16 protein-coding genes are annotated in these 14934 nt (G+C 44.9%); 14 read left to right on the forward strand and 2 right to left on the reverse strand.

Features of this window, described 5'->3' with window-relative positions:
• Positions 1–5: 5 nt before the first annotated feature.
• The 4 genes from HRQ85_RS01900 (at position 6) to flgA (ending at position 2492) form a co-directional block, all read left to right on the forward strand.
• Positions 6–1013 carry a hypothetical protein gene (locus HRQ85_RS01900; protein ID WP_172378516.1) on the forward strand — a complete coding sequence of 336 codons (1008 nt, stop codon included), beginning with the start codon at positions 6–8 and terminating at the stop codon, positions 1011–1013.
• A gap of 61 nt (positions 1014–1074) precedes the next feature.
• The gene (locus tag HRQ85_RS01905) at positions 1075–1362 is read left to right on the forward strand and encodes a flagellar biosynthesis anti-sigma factor FlgM (protein ID WP_172378517.1); all 288 of its coding nucleotides are present in this window, start codon (positions 1075–1077) and stop codon (positions 1360–1362) included.
• Positions 1352–1771, forward strand: coding sequence for a hypothetical protein (locus HRQ85_RS01910; protein WP_050651142.1), 420 nt, complete (start codon positions 1352–1354; stop codon positions 1769–1771). The genes HRQ85_RS01905 and HRQ85_RS01910 overlap by 11 nt, the downstream gene beginning before the upstream one ends.
• 13 nt (positions 1772–1784) lie before the next feature.
• A complete protein-coding gene (gene flgA / locus HRQ85_RS01915; protein ID WP_048610364.1) occupies positions 1785–2492 on the forward strand; it encodes a flagellar basal body P-ring formation chaperone FlgA in 708 nt (235 codons plus the stop codon).
• A 27-nt stretch (positions 2493–2519) separates the two neighbouring features.
• Here flgA and HRQ85_RS01920 read toward each other — a convergent pair whose 3' ends face one another.
• Positions 2520–4607 carry a flagellar biosynthesis protein FlhA gene (locus tag HRQ85_RS01920; RefSeq protein WP_172378518.1) on the reverse strand — a complete coding sequence of 696 codons (2088 nt, stop codon included), beginning with the start codon at positions 4605–4607 and terminating at the stop codon, positions 2520–2522.
• A gap of 166 nt (positions 4608–4773) precedes the next feature.
• Here HRQ85_RS01920 and lafA point away from each other — a divergent pair, with 166 nt between their 5' ends.
• From lafA to HRQ85_RS01970, 10 genes are all read left to right on the forward strand, one after another.
• Positions 4774–5610: a lateral flagellin LafA gene (gene lafA, locus HRQ85_RS01925; protein ID WP_048610097.1), complete on the forward strand. Its 837-nt coding sequence runs from the start codon at positions 4774–4776 to the stop codon at positions 5608–5610.
• A gap of 95 nt (positions 5611–5705) precedes the next feature.
• Entirely contained in the window at positions 5706–7028 is a 1323-nt protein-coding gene (gene fliD, locus HRQ85_RS01930) for a flagellar filament capping protein FliD (protein ID WP_172378519.1), read from the forward strand.
• Between the two features lie 10 nt (positions 7029–7038).
• Positions 7039–7443: a flagellar export chaperone FliS gene (gene fliS / locus HRQ85_RS01935; protein ID WP_048610093.1), complete on the forward strand. Its 405-nt coding sequence runs from the start codon at positions 7039–7041 to the stop codon at positions 7441–7443.
• On the forward strand, positions 7427–7726 hold the full coding sequence (locus HRQ85_RS01940) for a hypothetical protein (protein ID WP_059017864.1): 300 nt from the start codon (positions 7427–7429) through the stop codon (positions 7724–7726). Before fliS ends, HRQ85_RS01940 begins: the two co-directional genes overlap by 17 nt.
• A gap of 2 nt (positions 7727–7728) precedes the next feature.
• Positions 7729–9027 carry a flagellar hook-length control protein FliK gene (locus tag HRQ85_RS01945; RefSeq protein WP_172378520.1) on the forward strand — a complete coding sequence of 433 codons (1299 nt, stop codon included), beginning with the start codon at positions 7729–7731 and terminating at the stop codon, positions 9025–9027.
• Positions 9028–9029: 2 nt separating this feature from the next.
• Positions 9030–9464, forward strand: coding sequence for a flagellar biosynthesis sigma factor (locus tag HRQ85_RS01950; protein WP_059017860.1), 435 nt, complete (start codon positions 9030–9032; stop codon positions 9462–9464).
• 9 nt (positions 9465–9473) lie between these two features.
• Positions 9474–10181 carry a sigma-70 family RNA polymerase sigma factor gene (locus HRQ85_RS01955; protein WP_172378521.1) on the forward strand — a complete coding sequence of 236 codons (708 nt, stop codon included), beginning with the start codon at positions 9474–9476 and terminating at the stop codon, positions 10179–10181.
• Entirely contained in the window at positions 10169–11041 is an 873-nt protein-coding gene (gene motA, locus HRQ85_RS01960; protein WP_048610084.1) for a flagellar motor stator protein MotA, read from the forward strand. The genes HRQ85_RS01955 and motA overlap by 13 nt, the downstream gene beginning before the upstream one ends.
• A gap of 10 nt (positions 11042–11051) precedes the next feature.
• On the forward strand, positions 11052–12020 hold the full coding sequence (locus HRQ85_RS01965; RefSeq protein ID WP_172378522.1) for an OmpA family protein: 969 nt from the start codon (positions 11052–11054) through the stop codon (positions 12018–12020).
• A gap of 456 nt (positions 12021–12476) precedes the next feature.
• Complete coding sequence (locus tag HRQ85_RS01970) at positions 12477–13133, forward strand: lytic transglycosylase domain-containing protein (RefSeq protein ID WP_050643769.1); 657 nt, start codon at positions 12477–12479, stop codon at positions 13131–13133.
• 66 nt (positions 13134–13199) lie between these two features.
• Here HRQ85_RS01970 and HRQ85_RS01975 read toward each other — a convergent pair whose 3' ends face one another.
• Complete coding sequence (locus HRQ85_RS01975) at positions 13200–14822, reverse strand: phosphoethanolamine transferase (RefSeq protein WP_172378523.1); 1623 nt, start codon at positions 14820–14822, stop codon at positions 13200–13202.
• Between the last annotated feature and the right edge of the window lie 112 nt (positions 14823–14934).

Here is a 14934-nt window from a genome sequence, read left to right on the forward strand (position 1 = left end):
GTGGTATGAAACTCACGGGTATTACGCAGCGCAAAAATCAGGTGAATCCGACAACGACGGGAAAAATTAAAAAGCCGGAAAAGCTAACCAGTAACAAGCCGAACAATGCACTCGTTAGGCAGCAAATGGTGCAAATGAACTTGCAAGAAAGGCCTAAGCTGATTGCTGAGGTTGCCGATTCTCACAAAATGTACAGCAGGCTTATGATGGCGGGGGAAGTGCTACGAACTGTGGCGAGCGAATTGATTAAGCTGCGCCAGTTAGCAGAATTGAATCAATACAGCCCTGAGCAAGCCAACCACATCGATGTCATTAAGAAAAAATTGGTGTTTTGGAGTCAGAAAAGATTGTTTGGTGACTATGTCGTGGACTCAAGTTTTGCACCGATTCAAGGCGACAATCCTTTTATCGAATTTACGATTCCGGGGCTCGACTTACAGCGAGAGCGGTTTCGCGATGAGGTTGTCTCTCTGTACATCAATAACCGCTTGATACCGTTGGCGTTTGAACGTTCAGAAGACAGAGAGGTATTGCTAGAACAATTCAAGATGATGTTTGCTTATGCGCATTTGCAGCTCAGAATCAATGAACAACAAGAGTTTGTGATCGGTATTCGAGACCAACAATGGCGTTTGTGGGATGGGCAGGTTTTCGTTTCAGGCCAAGGTGGTCGGTATGCTGAAGGGCCTCCGATTGCGGTGCCGGCTCAAGCTCGCTATCCCGTGTTGGACGACATCAGTCGCTTGTTGGTCAATGAGCCGGGCTCCAATCAACAAATCGACGCCTTGCTTGAACGGGTTAATAAACTGTATTTGGCATTATCGAAAATGTTGAAAATGAAAAGGCAAAAAGCTGACCAGCTTATCGCGTTTTGTTCACACCCCGAGTTGCAAAAATTAGGCAGTTTTAAGCATCAGTTAGTGAGTAACCCAGAGCTGTCGCTTAGGTCAATTCATCGCGGCTTTAGTGGGCCAACCAGAGACAATGTAATCAAACTATTGAGAAAAAGGTGAAACAGAGACGAAATACTGCCGTTATAGTTAATTAGTAGTGCAGCAAAATGGGTAGGCAGAGATGAGTCAAATTAAGGTCGACAATGTGAAACACGTTGTGCCTCATACTCAGGTAGATGTGGTTCAAAACAAAAAAACCGAGCCCGATCAAAAAGCGAAGGTGAAGTCGATTAACCTCTCTCAGCATGAAGTGGAGTTACTCGATAATACCAAGAGCCTTTTTGACGGTATAGACGATATCGATATGGCTAAAGTCGAGCAGATTAAAGCGCAAATTTCCACGGGAGAGTTAGTGTTTGATATGGATGAGCTAGCGAAAGTCATTACGAGACTGGATCATGGAACGTAGAAGTGACCTGATTGGTTATATTACCTATGGTCAGCATGTGCTGGCTTTGTCGGGCGAGTTATCTGTACGTTTAGATGATATTCGTGCTGCGATATTGAGTCGTGAGTATCAGAAGCTGGAATCCCTCAATCAAGCGGTCACATCACTGACTCAACGGCTAGCTGACGCTGACGCCAAGCGATTTACTCTGGCCAAAAGGCTCGGTTGTAAGGAGCGACAGTACGCAAAAAACATGCAGGCTCGGCTTAAAGGAAAGGCACTGCAACGCGTTCAAACGTTGGATGCGGAAATTGAGCAGTCGATAAACCAGTGTAAAACCAAGTTGGCGCGCCAAGGCAGTGTCATGGTGATGCAGCATCAAGCAATGGAAGAGGCGCTTGGTAAGCATCAATTAAGAGTCAATGTTTAGGCTGAGGCGGTGTATGGTTAGATTATTAAAGCTAGCTGGTACATTGCTGCTCGTCTATGGTTGTGTGACCAAGGTGAATGCAGAATCAGATAGCATTGCACTTGAACAGCAACTCTCCACTCAAATCCATTCGCTCATTGAGCAAACCATTCGCTACCGCTATCCCCAACAGTACCAACTCGATGTTCAGCTGCGTTTTTCTCGGGCTATTCATCAGTTACCGCCGTGTACTGAGTCTGTTGAAGTGACCCATAGAAGCAAGATCAAGCTTGGCAAACAAAAGTGGAATGTGCGCTGTGCGCCTGAGAGATGGACCCTTTCTGCGACCTCAACGTCGACAATAACCGTCTGGACTGCGACAGCTAATAAAGCACTTAAGAAAGGCCAACGGCTAACGCATGACGATATTACGATTGAACCGATCAAACTCTACAAAGACCAAAAGGTGTTCTTCAAGGCCAGCGAAATCGTTGGCAGCAAAATTAAGCGCTCAGTGAACAAGGGAGGCTTGTTGACCACTTCCTCGATGTATTTGGATTATGATGTTGAAAAGGGGCACTCTGTGGATGTGGTTTTTCAATCGAATCGTATACGTTTAGAAACGTTAGGAATGGCGTTGGAAAGTGGGCTGATAGGTGACACAGTCTCTGTTAAGAATCGACAGTCTGGAAAGTTACTACGTGGCGTAGTCATTGAAAAAAACAGAGTTCGTGTGTTCTAGAATCAGATTCAATGAGCGAATTATTATTTACTCCACATCCCCTAACACATTTAATCCATACTCATTTGGGATCTCATTGTAACTCAGCACAATCAGCTCTTTGGCAAAGGCCTTGGCTAACTTGGCTATCATAGGGCGTGTGGTGGGAGGCACTACGATGACCGGTGGCAGGTTTTGGCTCTGCATGGTTTGTACTATGGTCGGCATGCGATTTTGGAATTTCTGCAAGATCGTCGGCTCAACAGGAATCGAGTCCAGAGGAATATTGGGGTCGCTTTGCTGACTCAAAGAGATCGCGCCCTTTAACTCTCCTTCTAAGATTGCACCAATAATGAAAGCATGGATAGTCTTGCTGTTTGGCGAGATCAAATTGACGATGGTTCGTTTTAACGCGACCCGGATATTAGAAGACAGCAAGATTGGGTCTTTTATGGTGTCGACGCTTTCAATAATAGTGTTGGCGATGGTCCTCACGTTAATGATAGGCACTTGTTGAGCCAGTAACTGACGGATGACCTGCATTTGTAGGTTCGGACTAATAACGTTTGCTAGGTTCTCTGCAAGCTCTGGATGCTGCATAGCAAGTCGCTGGTTGAGGGCTTTCACGTCATCATAATTGAAGATGTTTTCTAGGTGTTCGCTGCACACTTTACTGACGTGAGTGGCGATGACATCATGCACCTCAATAACTTGAAAGCCATGATTGATCGCTTTGGTTTTATCCCCTTTTTTAATCCATAGCGCTGGAAGCTGATAGGCTGGGTCGATGCCAACAATGCCATCGAGATCAGGATGCTCAATATGGTTGCCTACTGCCATCGCTTTATCGGCATAAACTTCGCCACGCTCAATCTCATCGCCATCAATGCTAATGGCGTATTCGGAAGGTTTTAGTGAGAGGTTGTCGGTTATCACCACCTCTGGCATCACAAAGCCTATTTGTTCACTGAGTGTCTTTCGGCTGCCACGAATACTCTTAATCAGGTTACCGCCCTTTTGAGAGCTTGCTAAAGGAACCAACTTGAAGCCTAACGACAGGGCAATCACATCCACGTTGGGAATAATGCTCCAATCAATCGTATTTTCTTGATGAGGCTGAGGAAGCGTATCTAAATCGGGGCTTGTATCGGGCGTAACATGCTGAAATTTAGATTGTCTCCAACCGACAAACGCTAACAATACGGTAAAGGTATAAAAGGCTAAGTGCGGCATGTTTGGTACGCTACCAATAACAAACATGACTCCCGCAGCCATGTATAAATTGTTCGGTGACGCAAGTAACTGCCTTTTCACCGTTTGTGCCATGTCGTTATCGTTATCACTAATTCGCGTCACGATGATAGCGGCGGATGTGGCCAGTAGCAGCGATGGAATTTGTGCAACCAGACCATCACCAATGGTCAGTAGGGCATAGGTTTGGAAAGCTGCTTCTGCGGTTAGGTTGTGCTCAAATATCCCTATTAGAACCCCACCGATTAAGTTGATGAACAGGATTAATAGCCCAGCAATCGCATCACCACGAACGAACTTACTGGCACCGTCCATTGCGCCGTAGAACTCCGCTTCTTCTCCTACTTCTAAACGTCGAGTTTTGGCTTCTTTCTGATCGATAGCGCCTGCATTTAAGTCTGCATCAATGGCCATCTGTTTCCCTGGTAGGGCGTCCAGAGTAAAGCGTGCTGATACTTCTGAAATCCGTTCGCCCCCCTTGGTGATGACCACAAAGTTAATGATCATCAAGATCATGAACACCACGATACCGACAACGTAGCTCCCGCCGATAACCACTTCACCAAAAGACTGAATCACCTTACCAGCGGCGTCTCCGCCATTGTGACCTTCGAGTAGAACGATACGGGTAGAGGCTACATTGAGGGTTAATCGAAGTAGGGTAGCGACAAGTAATAGCGAGGGAAATATAGAGAAATCAAGCACTCGTGAAACGGTACTGCTGACCAGCAAGACGACGATGGCAAGCATGATATTAAAGGTAAAAAACGTATCCAATAAAATTGGTGGCAGCGGCAGAATCACCATCGCCAAGATCATGAGTAACACAATTGGAATTGTTAGCCGTGCAGCTATTGCATTTAATACGTGTCTCATAACAACCATTATTATGAATATTGTTGATTAATATACTAGGATACTTTTACGCACTTCTCATTTTTGAGTCTTGCTATTTTTAAATTTAGTGATCTTTTTTCCGAAAAATATGAAATGAATTTTTTCCACTGTCGTTAACAGTTAGTGAACAGCAAACACAGATGGGGAACATCAGATGGCTATATCAGTACATACAAATTACGCAAGCTTAGTGACTCAAAATACATTGCAGTCGACCAACAGTGCATTAACTAAATCCATGGAAAAACTGTCTACCGGCTTTCGAATTAACTCAGCTGCCGATGATGCGGCAGGCCTACAAATTGCTAACCGCTTGGAAGCTCAATCACGCGGGATGAATGTAGCAATGCGTAATTCTCAGGATGCGATTTCTATGATGCAAACTGCAGAGGGGGCCTTTGACGAGATGACCAATATTGCTTATCGAATGAACGACCTAGCCGTTCAGTATGCAAATGGGACTAATTCTACAGCAGACCAAACTGCGATTGATGTTGAGTTTAATGCGCTCAGTGATGAGTTAGCTAACATAGCGTCGAATACAAATTTTGGTGGTACCAATTTGCTCACTACAGGTAGCTTTGGTGCCGGTGCGGTTGTGTTTCAGATAGGTACCTCATCAACGGAAACCTTATCGGTTGATGCATCAACTGAAGTCGGTGCGGTGACAGGTCACGCACTAGCTGCTGGTGGCGGTGCTTTAAGTGCAGCATCTAATATTGATGCTCTATCTGGTACAGGTGGCCTTATTGAGCTGTTGGGTACTGCGCGAGCAGAGTTCGGTGCGAATATTAACCGTCTTGAACACACTATTACCAACCTTGGCAATATGACGGAAAACTTAGAGTCTTCTAAAGGTCGAATCATGGATACCGATTTTGCCTCTGAGTCTGGAATGATGAGCAAGCAGCAAATGCTTATGCAATCGGGTGCTTCTATGCTGAGTGCATCGAAGATGGTGCCTCAATTAGCGATGAGCCTATTGGGCTAGTTTGAGTAGCAATTATTTACTCAGTAGCGGCTATATATTAGCCGAGTAGCAGGAGGGTAGAGCTGTACCTCCTATACGAGTTAAGGGGAAGAGTTATGAACGTTGATGCGGTTCAGTTAGCTAGCAATTTTGCTAGTCTAGATGTGCAGCCTTTTGAGTTGCGCTATACCCAAAAGTTGTCAACGATTACCTCAAAGACCTCTGCGATTGGTAAAGTTAAAACGGCCCTTCAGTCGCTTGAAGATAAAATTTACGAGTTTACTCAATCTGGGTCCAGCCTAACTCAAACGTCAACCTCGACATCGAGTGATGACTATTTCTCTCTCTCCGTCGACTCTGGTGTGAATGACATCAACTTAGATGTTTTTGTGCAACAGGTGGCTTCCAATCATCAAGTAGTTTTTGATGCCAACTCGGTCGATTCAAATGATGTTATGGCGTCGGGAGGCGTGTTTTCTGTCACTCAAGGCGGCGTTACTACAGACATCAACATTATGGATGCAGACACTGACGTAAGTGGTGATGTTACGTACAGCGAGTTTGTAAGTTACTTCAATGATCAATTTGACGGTTCTATTCAAGCCACTCTCGTTAAGTCGCAAGGGTCGATGAAAGTGCTGTTTGGTTCTGAAAATGAAGGCGCTGACGCTGCTTTTACTTTGTCTGCAGATGCCGCCAGCGGTTGGGATACGGTGGTGGCAGCAGCAAGCGCCGCACCAATGCAAACAGCCCAAGATGCGGTGATCGCACTCGGTGGCGAGTTTGGCACTCAACTTACTAATTCAAGTAATACCTTTGAATCACTCATTGATGGCGTTGACCTTACGGTGACTAAATCGAACAACAGCGGAGATTCAGCAACAAAGATTGAAATTGGCGATGATCTTTCCGCCACGGTCGCTTCCTTACAAGAATTTGTTGATGCCTATAACAGCGCTGTTACTGAGATCACTAACCTAACCGCTTCTGGTAATGAAGATGAGACAAGGGGCGTATTGGCTTCGGATAGCGCAGTGCGCAGCATCAAAAACCAACTGGCTAGCGTTATACGTGATGACTACAACGGTACTCGTTTGTTTGAGTTAGGGCTCGAAATCGACCGCGATGGCAAGCTTAGCCTCGACTCCAGCAAATTTGAAAGTGCGGCAACGACGGTCGATTTTGAAACACTATTCACTGGAAGCGGTGGAGTCTTTGAAGCTTTTGAAAGCAAACTTGAAACCTATATCGACTTCTCTAACGGCTCCCTGAGTCGACGAATAGATACGCTCGATAATGAAAAGAGCCGCATTAATGACGCCTTAGCGGCGCTCGACACTCGCTATGAGACTTACTACAACCGCTACCTGTCTCAATTTACTCAACTGAACTCACTCAGTAGTCAATTGGATTCGGTATCTGGACTTTTCACGATCTAAGGAGCAACACATGCTTTTAGGGAAACAGCAGCAAGCCAACTATGCCAATGTTCAAGTGACGGCTAATGCTTCAGTGTCGTCGAGCTTTGAATTGATTTGTATGTTACACGAGCGACTGATCCAAGAGTTAGAAAGTGTCAAATTTTCAATTGAAACCAAAGACTTGGAGCTCAAATCTAACGCAACGCAAAAATCGATTGATATCTTAGTTGGGCTCGATGCATCTCTGGATTTATCGACTGGGGAAGAGCTTATCCAAAACATACACGCCTTGTATGAGCACGCCATTGCGACTGTATTTGAGGCGTCGAAAGAGATGAATACCGAACTTATCGTTAAGTTGATTGGTGTCGTGACCGATCTGAAAGAGGGATGGGAAGGCGCAATGGAGTGGCTTGATGAAGCCCAATCCTAAACAGGTAGAACGTCTTGTTAGTAAGTTAGAGGACGCAGCAAATCGCAAAAAATTTGCTGAGATCGTGAAGCTTAATCTGTTGGTGAAAAAGGTGCTGCTAGAGGTTGAACAGTCGCACCCTGATTATGTTGCTATCGTTAGGCGACTTAAGTCGGCTCATGAGCAATGTCGAATCTTAGTGACTCATGAGCAAGCCTTATTAAAACAGCAGCTTAGTAACAATATCAGTCTACGTGAACGTGACAAAGCCTATGCTCAGACACAGGTCAGAGCGGGAGAGTAATTATGGAATTACAAGCACAAACGTCGTCTTATAGGAGCAGTTTGGATTTACTGTCGACGGCAAGTCCTTCAGTGAAAAGTAACACCGCGAGTACGTTAGCGACGCCTATAGCTTCTGAAACCTTAGCCTCTGAAGCTTTAGCTTTTGAACCATTGGCTTCAGAACTAGGCGAGATACGTATGACGCCGCTTGCGCAGTCTTTTCAGTCGCTATTTTCGGTGCTTGATCAGGTGAGTTCGTCTATGTCTGCAATTTCTCCAGATTCCGCTTTGATACCTAATACGAGTGCCTCTGAAAGCACGGCTAGTTTTTCTCATTCGGTACTTTCTTACTCACAACTATTTAATCCTGAACTATTGAGTCCTGGGTTTGATACTACTCACTCTCACTCACCTCTAACTCGATTGGAGGCATCAACGGAAGGGTTGAATCTGAGTGATAGAGCAGCAGTGCAGTCGTTCGACTCGCCACAAGATTTCGTGCAGCAGCCACAGGTTCAACTGCCGCAGTTAAGTACGATTGCTCATTTTGTTACCCAGCAGTTGGAATTGATGAATCAAAGACGGGGAGCGGGCTCTGAATTCAGTTTAAAAAGCAGCTCGCTATTATCTTCTAAAGGAGTGGATCATTCAGGGGCTGATTGGCAAGCGAGCACGCCTTCATTTGTTGGTCACACCCCCAATAGGTATACCAGCTCAGAGTTGGCCTTATCGTTTAATCATCAGCTAGCCAGTTCAATGTTCAATGCCACTCCAGCAAGTCTCAAGTTAGGGGCTACTTCCACCACTCCATTGTTAATGGGGCAGCCGATAGTTGAAGCGGTTAATGCTACCAGTGATAGCAGCTATGTTAGGGCTTCGGCTCCGATGGTAGAGGCGACCAAAGAGCTTAGCTTAGAAAGTCAAAGGCAGATACATCAAGTATTGAGGGATAAAATTCAGCTTCAGTTCGACACGTTAAATCAGGCGGCTCGAATTCGCTTTGATCCACCAGAGTTAGGCAAGGTAGAGATGTACATTCGCGTTGATGGTGACAAAGTGAACATCCAAATGAGTGCGTCATCGGCGCTAACCAGAGAGGCGATCTTAGCGACATCGGAGCGTTTGCGACACGAATTGATTTCGCAAAATTCAGAGTTGTCTGAGGTGAACATTAGTCTTGACCAACCTAGCCACCATCAACCTGAGTCGAAGCAACAAAATCAGCCGTTCGAACAAGAACGCCTATCCTCTAGTGATGCTCATACGCAAGATCAACCCGAGTATGTACTGGAATACCAAGCATATATTGCGAGGGTCTGAACATGATTAAAGTTTTCATCACCTTTGCTTTAACTCTCGCATTATGTGTGACCGGATTTTGGTTTTATCAAACCAATCAACTAAATATGGCACTGTTGAGTTCATGGTTAACCCCAAGTGAGCCAGAACCTGCTCCAACGCAACAGATCGAGGTTCAGTTAGAAAATGTACTCGTACCGATTAACCTAGGTAACCGACAAAGCCTACTGTTGCTGGATGTATCTATGTTTACGCCAGAGCGGAACAGTGGTTACGTGCACGAGCAGCTCAGCCGAATCAAAAATCGAATCATCAAAAAATTCAGTGTGAAGGAGGCGTCTTACTTCTATAACAAGCAGTTTATTTATGTCATTCAAGACGACTTAAAAGACGATTTGGACGAGTTACCCAGCTTACAAGTGGGTGATGTGCTTGTGACGAAAGCGGTATTTCAATAGGTCGCCATCATGTTAATGCAGCCTAAGTATCAACATACCCAAACCGGTGACCAAGCGGCTCTACAGGAGCTCGAGAAGTTGGTATTGCAGCAAAACATTAAGTTGATTAATGGGCTGCTGTATCAATATCGCTATGCGGTTGATGAGGGGACGTTTGAGGACCTTAAACAAACCGCCATGATGACCTTAGTGATTGAACTGAGAAAGTTTGACCATGTGGCAAATGATGACTTTCGTCGTGCAGTTGCGGTGCGCATTCGTGGTGAACTGATCGATGAATTGCGTCGACGTGACTACATGGAGCGTGATAAACGCCAGCTCGTCAACCGCATCAAACATGCCGAGCGGCAGTTACTCCAGCTACTCGGCAGGGAGCCAACCAGTAATGAAGTCTGTCGACACTTAGGGGTAGAAGCGGATGATTACCAGCAAGCCATGACCCTCGTGGATGTCTTTGATGATATCGAGTTGGAATCTGTAGTTACTGCAGTGCCCGAAACCGATAAAGAAGTATTGTTTAACGAGGTGAAGCTGGTACTGAATTCACTCCCAGCAATGGAACAGCGGATTTTGTATCTGATTTACGTGAAGAGCTTGAGCACCAAAGAGACGGCGTTAGTCCTCGATATCAATGAGATTAAGGTTCACAGGCTCAAACATCGAGGCTTAGACATTCTCAAAAGCAGAATTAAGGAGAGTGATGTATGCAAAAGTTAATCGGCATTGTTGTCGTATTAAGTGTGATTTTTGGTGGCTTCATTTTCCTTGGTGGTAAGTTTGAGTTCATCTTTAAGCTGTCAGAGATCATCATTATTTTTGGTGCAGCCTTCGCTAGCTTGCTGATGTCTACGACCTCTTCAACCCTCAAATTGATGGTGCAACAGATTGGTATTGCGTTTCGCTCTACTCCTTACAACAAGGACTATTATCAGCAGTTACTGTCTTTGATGTTTGAGCTGATTAATACCGCGAGAGTGAAGAACATCAAAGCGTTGGATATTCATGTTGAGAACCCGGAATCGAGCAAGATTTTCGCGAAGTATCCTCGAATTACCAAAGACGCGTTAACCACACAATTCATTATCGATTCATTTCGTCAGGTGATTACGGGCAAGCAATCTCAGCATTTGCTCGAGGCTTTTCTTGAAGAAGAAATCGAACATTTGGAAGACGAATATACTAAGCCGTCGGAGAAGCTACATGCCACTGCTGAGGCGATGCCAGGGTTAGGGATCTTAGCGGCTGTGATGGGAATAATCCTCACTATGCAGGGGCTGGATGGTGAGATAACCGAAATTGGTAAGAACATTGCTGGCGCATTGGTGGGTACCTTCACTGGCGTTTTTGGGTGTTACTGTGTGTTAGGTCCGATGTCGAGCAGCATTAAAGATGTGTCTGAGAATCAGCTCGCACCACTGTTTTGCGTTAAGTCGATATTGTCAGCTTATGCTCAAGGCCAGTCGGCTCACATGTGTGCTAATGCAGGTCGAAAAAATATCGAGACTCGCTACAAACCATCATTTGTTGAACTTGAAAAGGCGGTTGAAGTGTTAAGACAACAGCCGTCATCAAGTTAAGGAGACGATGATGCAGCAACCTCAAGTCATTATTCAGAAAAAAGGTCGCCGTAAGCGCAATGAACTGCAACATGGTGGTTGGAAGGTCGCAATGGCGGATCTGATGATTTCGTTGATGTGTCTCTTTTTGGTGCTGTGGATTTTGCAGGTGGTGGATGTGGATGATCAGAAGAAACTGCTTAACTACTTTGCTTACGGAAATGATCCAATCATGCACCTAGGTACCAGTGAAAGTGGTGGTAATTCCATAAACCCATTGCCACTGCCTCATGTCGCGACCTCTCACTATGATGCCGATCTTCATCGAATTAATGATACCTCAGTGTTAGAAGGCGAGTTTAATAGCCAACAGGAGCTTGAATTGCTGGCACAACGTATAACCCAAGAGCTTTCAGGTATTGATGCATTAGGTAGTGTCAGTGTTTTCGTTACGCCTCAGGGAGCCAAATTGGTGATTGCTGATTCAGACAAAGGGCCGATGTTTTTCCGAGGCGGAGCTAAAGTGACGCCATTTTATCAAGACCTGTTATTGAACCTCGCAAGGCTACTCGAAAAAATCGAGAACAAGATGATCATTACTGGTCACACAGATGCCAGTCGTTATAAGGGTAGCCGCATGACGAACTGGGAACTATCAAGCAATAGGGCAAACAGCGCACGTTACTATCTCAATAAAGGGGGGCTTCAAGAGCACCATATCTTTCAGGTGACGGGTATGAGTGATACCGCTCCTGTTGACAATGAGAATACGAAATCTGGAGTTAACCGTCGTATAGAGTTGTATATATTGACCGCAAATACCCTAGAGCAGCTGAATAAAGTCTATAAGTCGTTTTCGATAGGCAGTGCCACAAGAGCTTCTCCACTTGGTCAGCATGAGTTAGATAAGGTGTTGCCTGACAGTAAGAGAAGGGCGGTTAGACAAGCGGAGTTGAACCAACCTGTCACTTCTTTTGAAGTGCTAAGTCGTTATGACTGAATCAATCAACGTCATGTTTAATTCACGGAAGTGCCTGGCTTGGTTAGTACTCATTGATTATATTTTAATTGGCTATTACGTCTATTTAGCGACGAGTTTGCTGTATTTCGATGTTTTTATCGTAGGTTTGTTGATTGCTATCTACAATATTTTGCTAGTCATGTTTATCGTTCAACAGCCACAAGGTTTTATCTCTCTCGAGAAGGATAAGCATTTAGTGATTCCCATTTGTTTCGCGGTATTTTTGGGTTGCACCATCGTGGTATTAACCTTTTTTTGGTGATTCTTTGAGTGAACAGATTTATAGGTGTGCTTTCAAGGCTGACAGTTGGGTATAAACAGGGATAAGAACAATTAACACGTATAAAAACAATACGATGATGGAGCGATGTTTTGGCTAAAGGCTTTGGCTTTCAACTTCTGGTGCACTGGTTTTTAGGACTGGTGTTATTAATTATGTGCTTTCAAAGTAGCTCCAGTTATGCGCAAAACCGTCCATCCCAAAATGTCATCCAACCCCACATAAACACGCTTAAACCATACCAAAACCAAATACTGAAAAAGCTAGAAGAGTTTGACCCACTGGTTAACGAAATCTTTAGACAGCTTACTGAGCGATCACTCCCTGACAGCTTTGTGTTGGTGCCTATGCTGGAATCTTCGTATAACTCCAATGCTATATCTCCCGCTAAAGCGGCAGGCTTATGGCAGCTGATGCCAGCCACTGCTGAAAGGTTTGGCTTGACCGTCAATGACAGGCAAGATCAAAGGTTTGAGATTGAGCCTAGCACTCATGCGGCGATGCAGTATCTCGATTTTTTATATCGTAAGTTTGATGGTGATATTAACCTGACTCTTGCGGCATATAACGCTGGAGAAGGACGGGTACAACGAGCAGTAAAAAAGGCGGGTAGTCGGCAGTTTTCCGATTTAAGGTTACCCAAAGAGACGGTTGACTATGTACATCGTTTTTACGCCCTGTTGGTGTTAGTGGATGTTACTTCACTCAAACAGAATACGGTTGCTCCAATGTGGTTATTTGCCAGTGAAAGTCACTGGCAAAGTACTCCTTTGGTTAACTTGACTCCTTTGCCGCCATTGATTTCGCTGTAATGGCGACCGAATGGTGCTTATGTAAACGAACCTTTGGAAATTAATTTACATAAGTCACCTATAAAACTAGCGACACGCAGCGAAGATATCTTGGTTCTCTCGGTATTCTTTAGTTTGTACGTCCATTAGGCCAAGCAGTGAGTCGAACAGGTTGTCTTGGGAGAAGCTCTGTTCTTTGCCTGCCTTTCTCAAGCAGGTTTGGTTTATCCCTTTCTGCTCGGCAAAACCATCAGACATCCACATGATCATAGGCACATGGGTTTGCTCTTTCGGTGCCAATGAATAAGGCATGCCGTGCAAGTAGACGCCGTTCTCCCCTAAAGATTCACCATGATCGGAAATGTACATCAGCGCCACGTTGTACTTATCGGTGAGTTTCTCTAGTTTCTGCATAGCCTGTGAGAGAAAGAAATCCGTGTACAAGATGGTGTTATCGTAGGTGTTAACTACTTCCTGTTTGGTGCAGTTTTCAATATCGGCGCGAGCGCAATCAGGCGTAAATTTCTTATGTTCTTCCGGATAACGCTCAAAGTACGTTGGGCCGTGGGATCCCGAAATATGATAGAAAATGATGCTATCTTGTTTGAGGTTTTGCGTATCTTGTTCGAAGTTCTCTAGCATCGCTGTGTCGTAGCATACGTCGTTATTACACAATGGGTCGCTGTCTTTGGCGACGAGCGTCATCTCTTTGATTCGGTGCGCGACCGCCTTGTCTCCGCCATCATGCTCCCTCCAAATAGAGTGAATGCCCGCTCGATTCATAATGTCGACCACGTTATCTTGGTTGTAGGCTTTATCACGGTCGTAGTTACTACGGTTCATGTTAGAGAACATGCAGGGTACAGATACAGCGGTGGCGGTTCCACACGACTGAACATCAGAGAAAAATATCGGGTTGTAAGGTTTGGTGTGAGCGTTCGTTTCTCTCTCATAGCCATGATATTGGTAGTTATACACGCGAGCGGTTTCGCCAAGTACAAACACTAGTAACGTCGGTTTGGTTGCTGCTTTGGCTTGCGGTTTTTGCTTCGCATCTAATCCTAGCTCTTGGTAGGGGATAGGCTCTTTGATGTAGGTGTTATTGATGTATTTGACCGTTGATGCCACATACTCGGTCGGAATGATCATCTTTTTGATGTGCGAATTATTACGACCAATCGAGACATAATCTTTGTAAAACAGCCCGGCAATAATCGCAATGACGATCAAGGAAGAGAGCAGCCCAATCGATTTCCAGACAAAGAAACCTTTCCAAGATTCTTTTTTAAGTTTGGTAAACAACAGGATGAACGATGGAATACCGCCCATAGCCAGTAGCCATAAGATCGAGTGACCACTGATATAACTGGCTGCTTCACCGCTATTGGTCTCAAACACATTCTCTATCATGCCGTAGTCAACGAATATGCCGTAATTGAACATGCTGTAGCTGACTAAGGTTGAGGTGATCAGCAATAAGATGAAAAACGGCTTAGAGAAGATAGGCCAGTTGAAGACTTGGAAGATGAAGTTAAAGGCAGCAAGGAAGAAGATAGGAATGGAGATAAGAAACGCAACGCTTTCAGATTTCGATGCCTGAACAATACTAAACAGTTCTTGGGAGAGAGGTAGGTTGACGACAAGCAGATAATACACGGCCAACACAAAAGGCAGCTTGTTTATCGACATGTTTAAGCTTGGTAGATTCATAGGTCTTGTTTTCCTGCGTCTCTTATCCCTTTATTTTAGTCTCGCTACCAAGAAAGCTCCAATATCAACGCATAAAGCTCAATAAGTGATGGTGAGCGATAAACCGGTTAAA

The organism is Vibrio sp. Vb339, from assembly GCF_902751245.1.
Taxonomy (GTDB): Bacteria; Pseudomonadota; Gammaproteobacteria; order Enterobacterales; family Vibrionaceae; genus Vibrio; species Vibrio coralliirubri.

Excerpts from the sequence above, each read along its gene's own strand:
- HRQ85_RS01900 (WP_172378516.1), top strand. The coding sequence starts at position 6 with ATGAAACTCACGGGTATTACGCAGCGCAAAAATCAGGTGAATCCGACA.
- HRQ85_RS01905 (WP_172378517.1), top strand. The coding sequence starts at position 1,075 with ATGAGTCAAATTAAGGTCGACAATGTGAAACACGTTGTGCCTCATACT.
- HRQ85_RS01910 (WP_050651142.1), top strand. The coding sequence starts at position 1,352 with ATGGAACGTAGAAGTGACCTGATTGGTTATATTACCTATGGTCAGCAT.
- flgA (WP_048610364.1), top strand. The coding sequence starts at position 1,785 with ATGGTTAGATTATTAAAGCTAGCTGGTACATTGCTGCTCGTCTATGGT.
- HRQ85_RS01920 (WP_172378518.1), bottom strand. The coding sequence starts at position 4,607 with ATGGTTGTTATGAGACACGTATTAAATGCAATAGCTGCACGGCTAACA.
- lafA (WP_048610097.1), top strand. The coding sequence starts at position 4,774 with ATGGCTATATCAGTACATACAAATTACGCAAGCTTAGTGACTCAAAAT.
- fliD (WP_172378519.1), top strand. The coding sequence starts at position 5,706 with ATGAACGTTGATGCGGTTCAGTTAGCTAGCAATTTTGCTAGTCTAGAT.
- fliS (WP_048610093.1), top strand. The coding sequence starts at position 7,039 with ATGCTTTTAGGGAAACAGCAGCAAGCCAACTATGCCAATGTTCAAGTG.
- HRQ85_RS01940 (WP_059017864.1), top strand. The coding sequence starts at position 7,427 with ATGAAGCCCAATCCTAAACAGGTAGAACGTCTTGTTAGTAAGTTAGAG.
- HRQ85_RS01945 (WP_172378520.1), top strand. The coding sequence starts at position 7,729 with ATGGAATTACAAGCACAAACGTCGTCTTATAGGAGCAGTTTGGATTTA.
- HRQ85_RS01950 (WP_059017860.1), top strand. The coding sequence starts at position 9,030 with ATGATTAAAGTTTTCATCACCTTTGCTTTAACTCTCGCATTATGTGTG.
- HRQ85_RS01955 (WP_172378521.1), top strand. The coding sequence starts at position 9,474 with ATGTTAATGCAGCCTAAGTATCAACATACCCAAACCGGTGACCAAGCG.
- motA (WP_048610084.1), top strand. The coding sequence starts at position 10,169 with ATGCAAAAGTTAATCGGCATTGTTGTCGTATTAAGTGTGATTTTTGGT.
- HRQ85_RS01965 (WP_172378522.1), top strand. The coding sequence starts at position 11,052 with ATGCAGCAACCTCAAGTCATTATTCAGAAAAAAGGTCGCCGTAAGCGC.
- HRQ85_RS01970 (WP_050643769.1), top strand. The coding sequence starts at position 12,477 with ATGTGCTTTCAAAGTAGCTCCAGTTATGCGCAAAACCGTCCATCCCAA.
- HRQ85_RS01975 (WP_172378523.1), bottom strand. The coding sequence starts at position 14,822 with ATGAATCTACCAAGCTTAAACATGTCGATAAACAAGCTGCCTTTTGTG.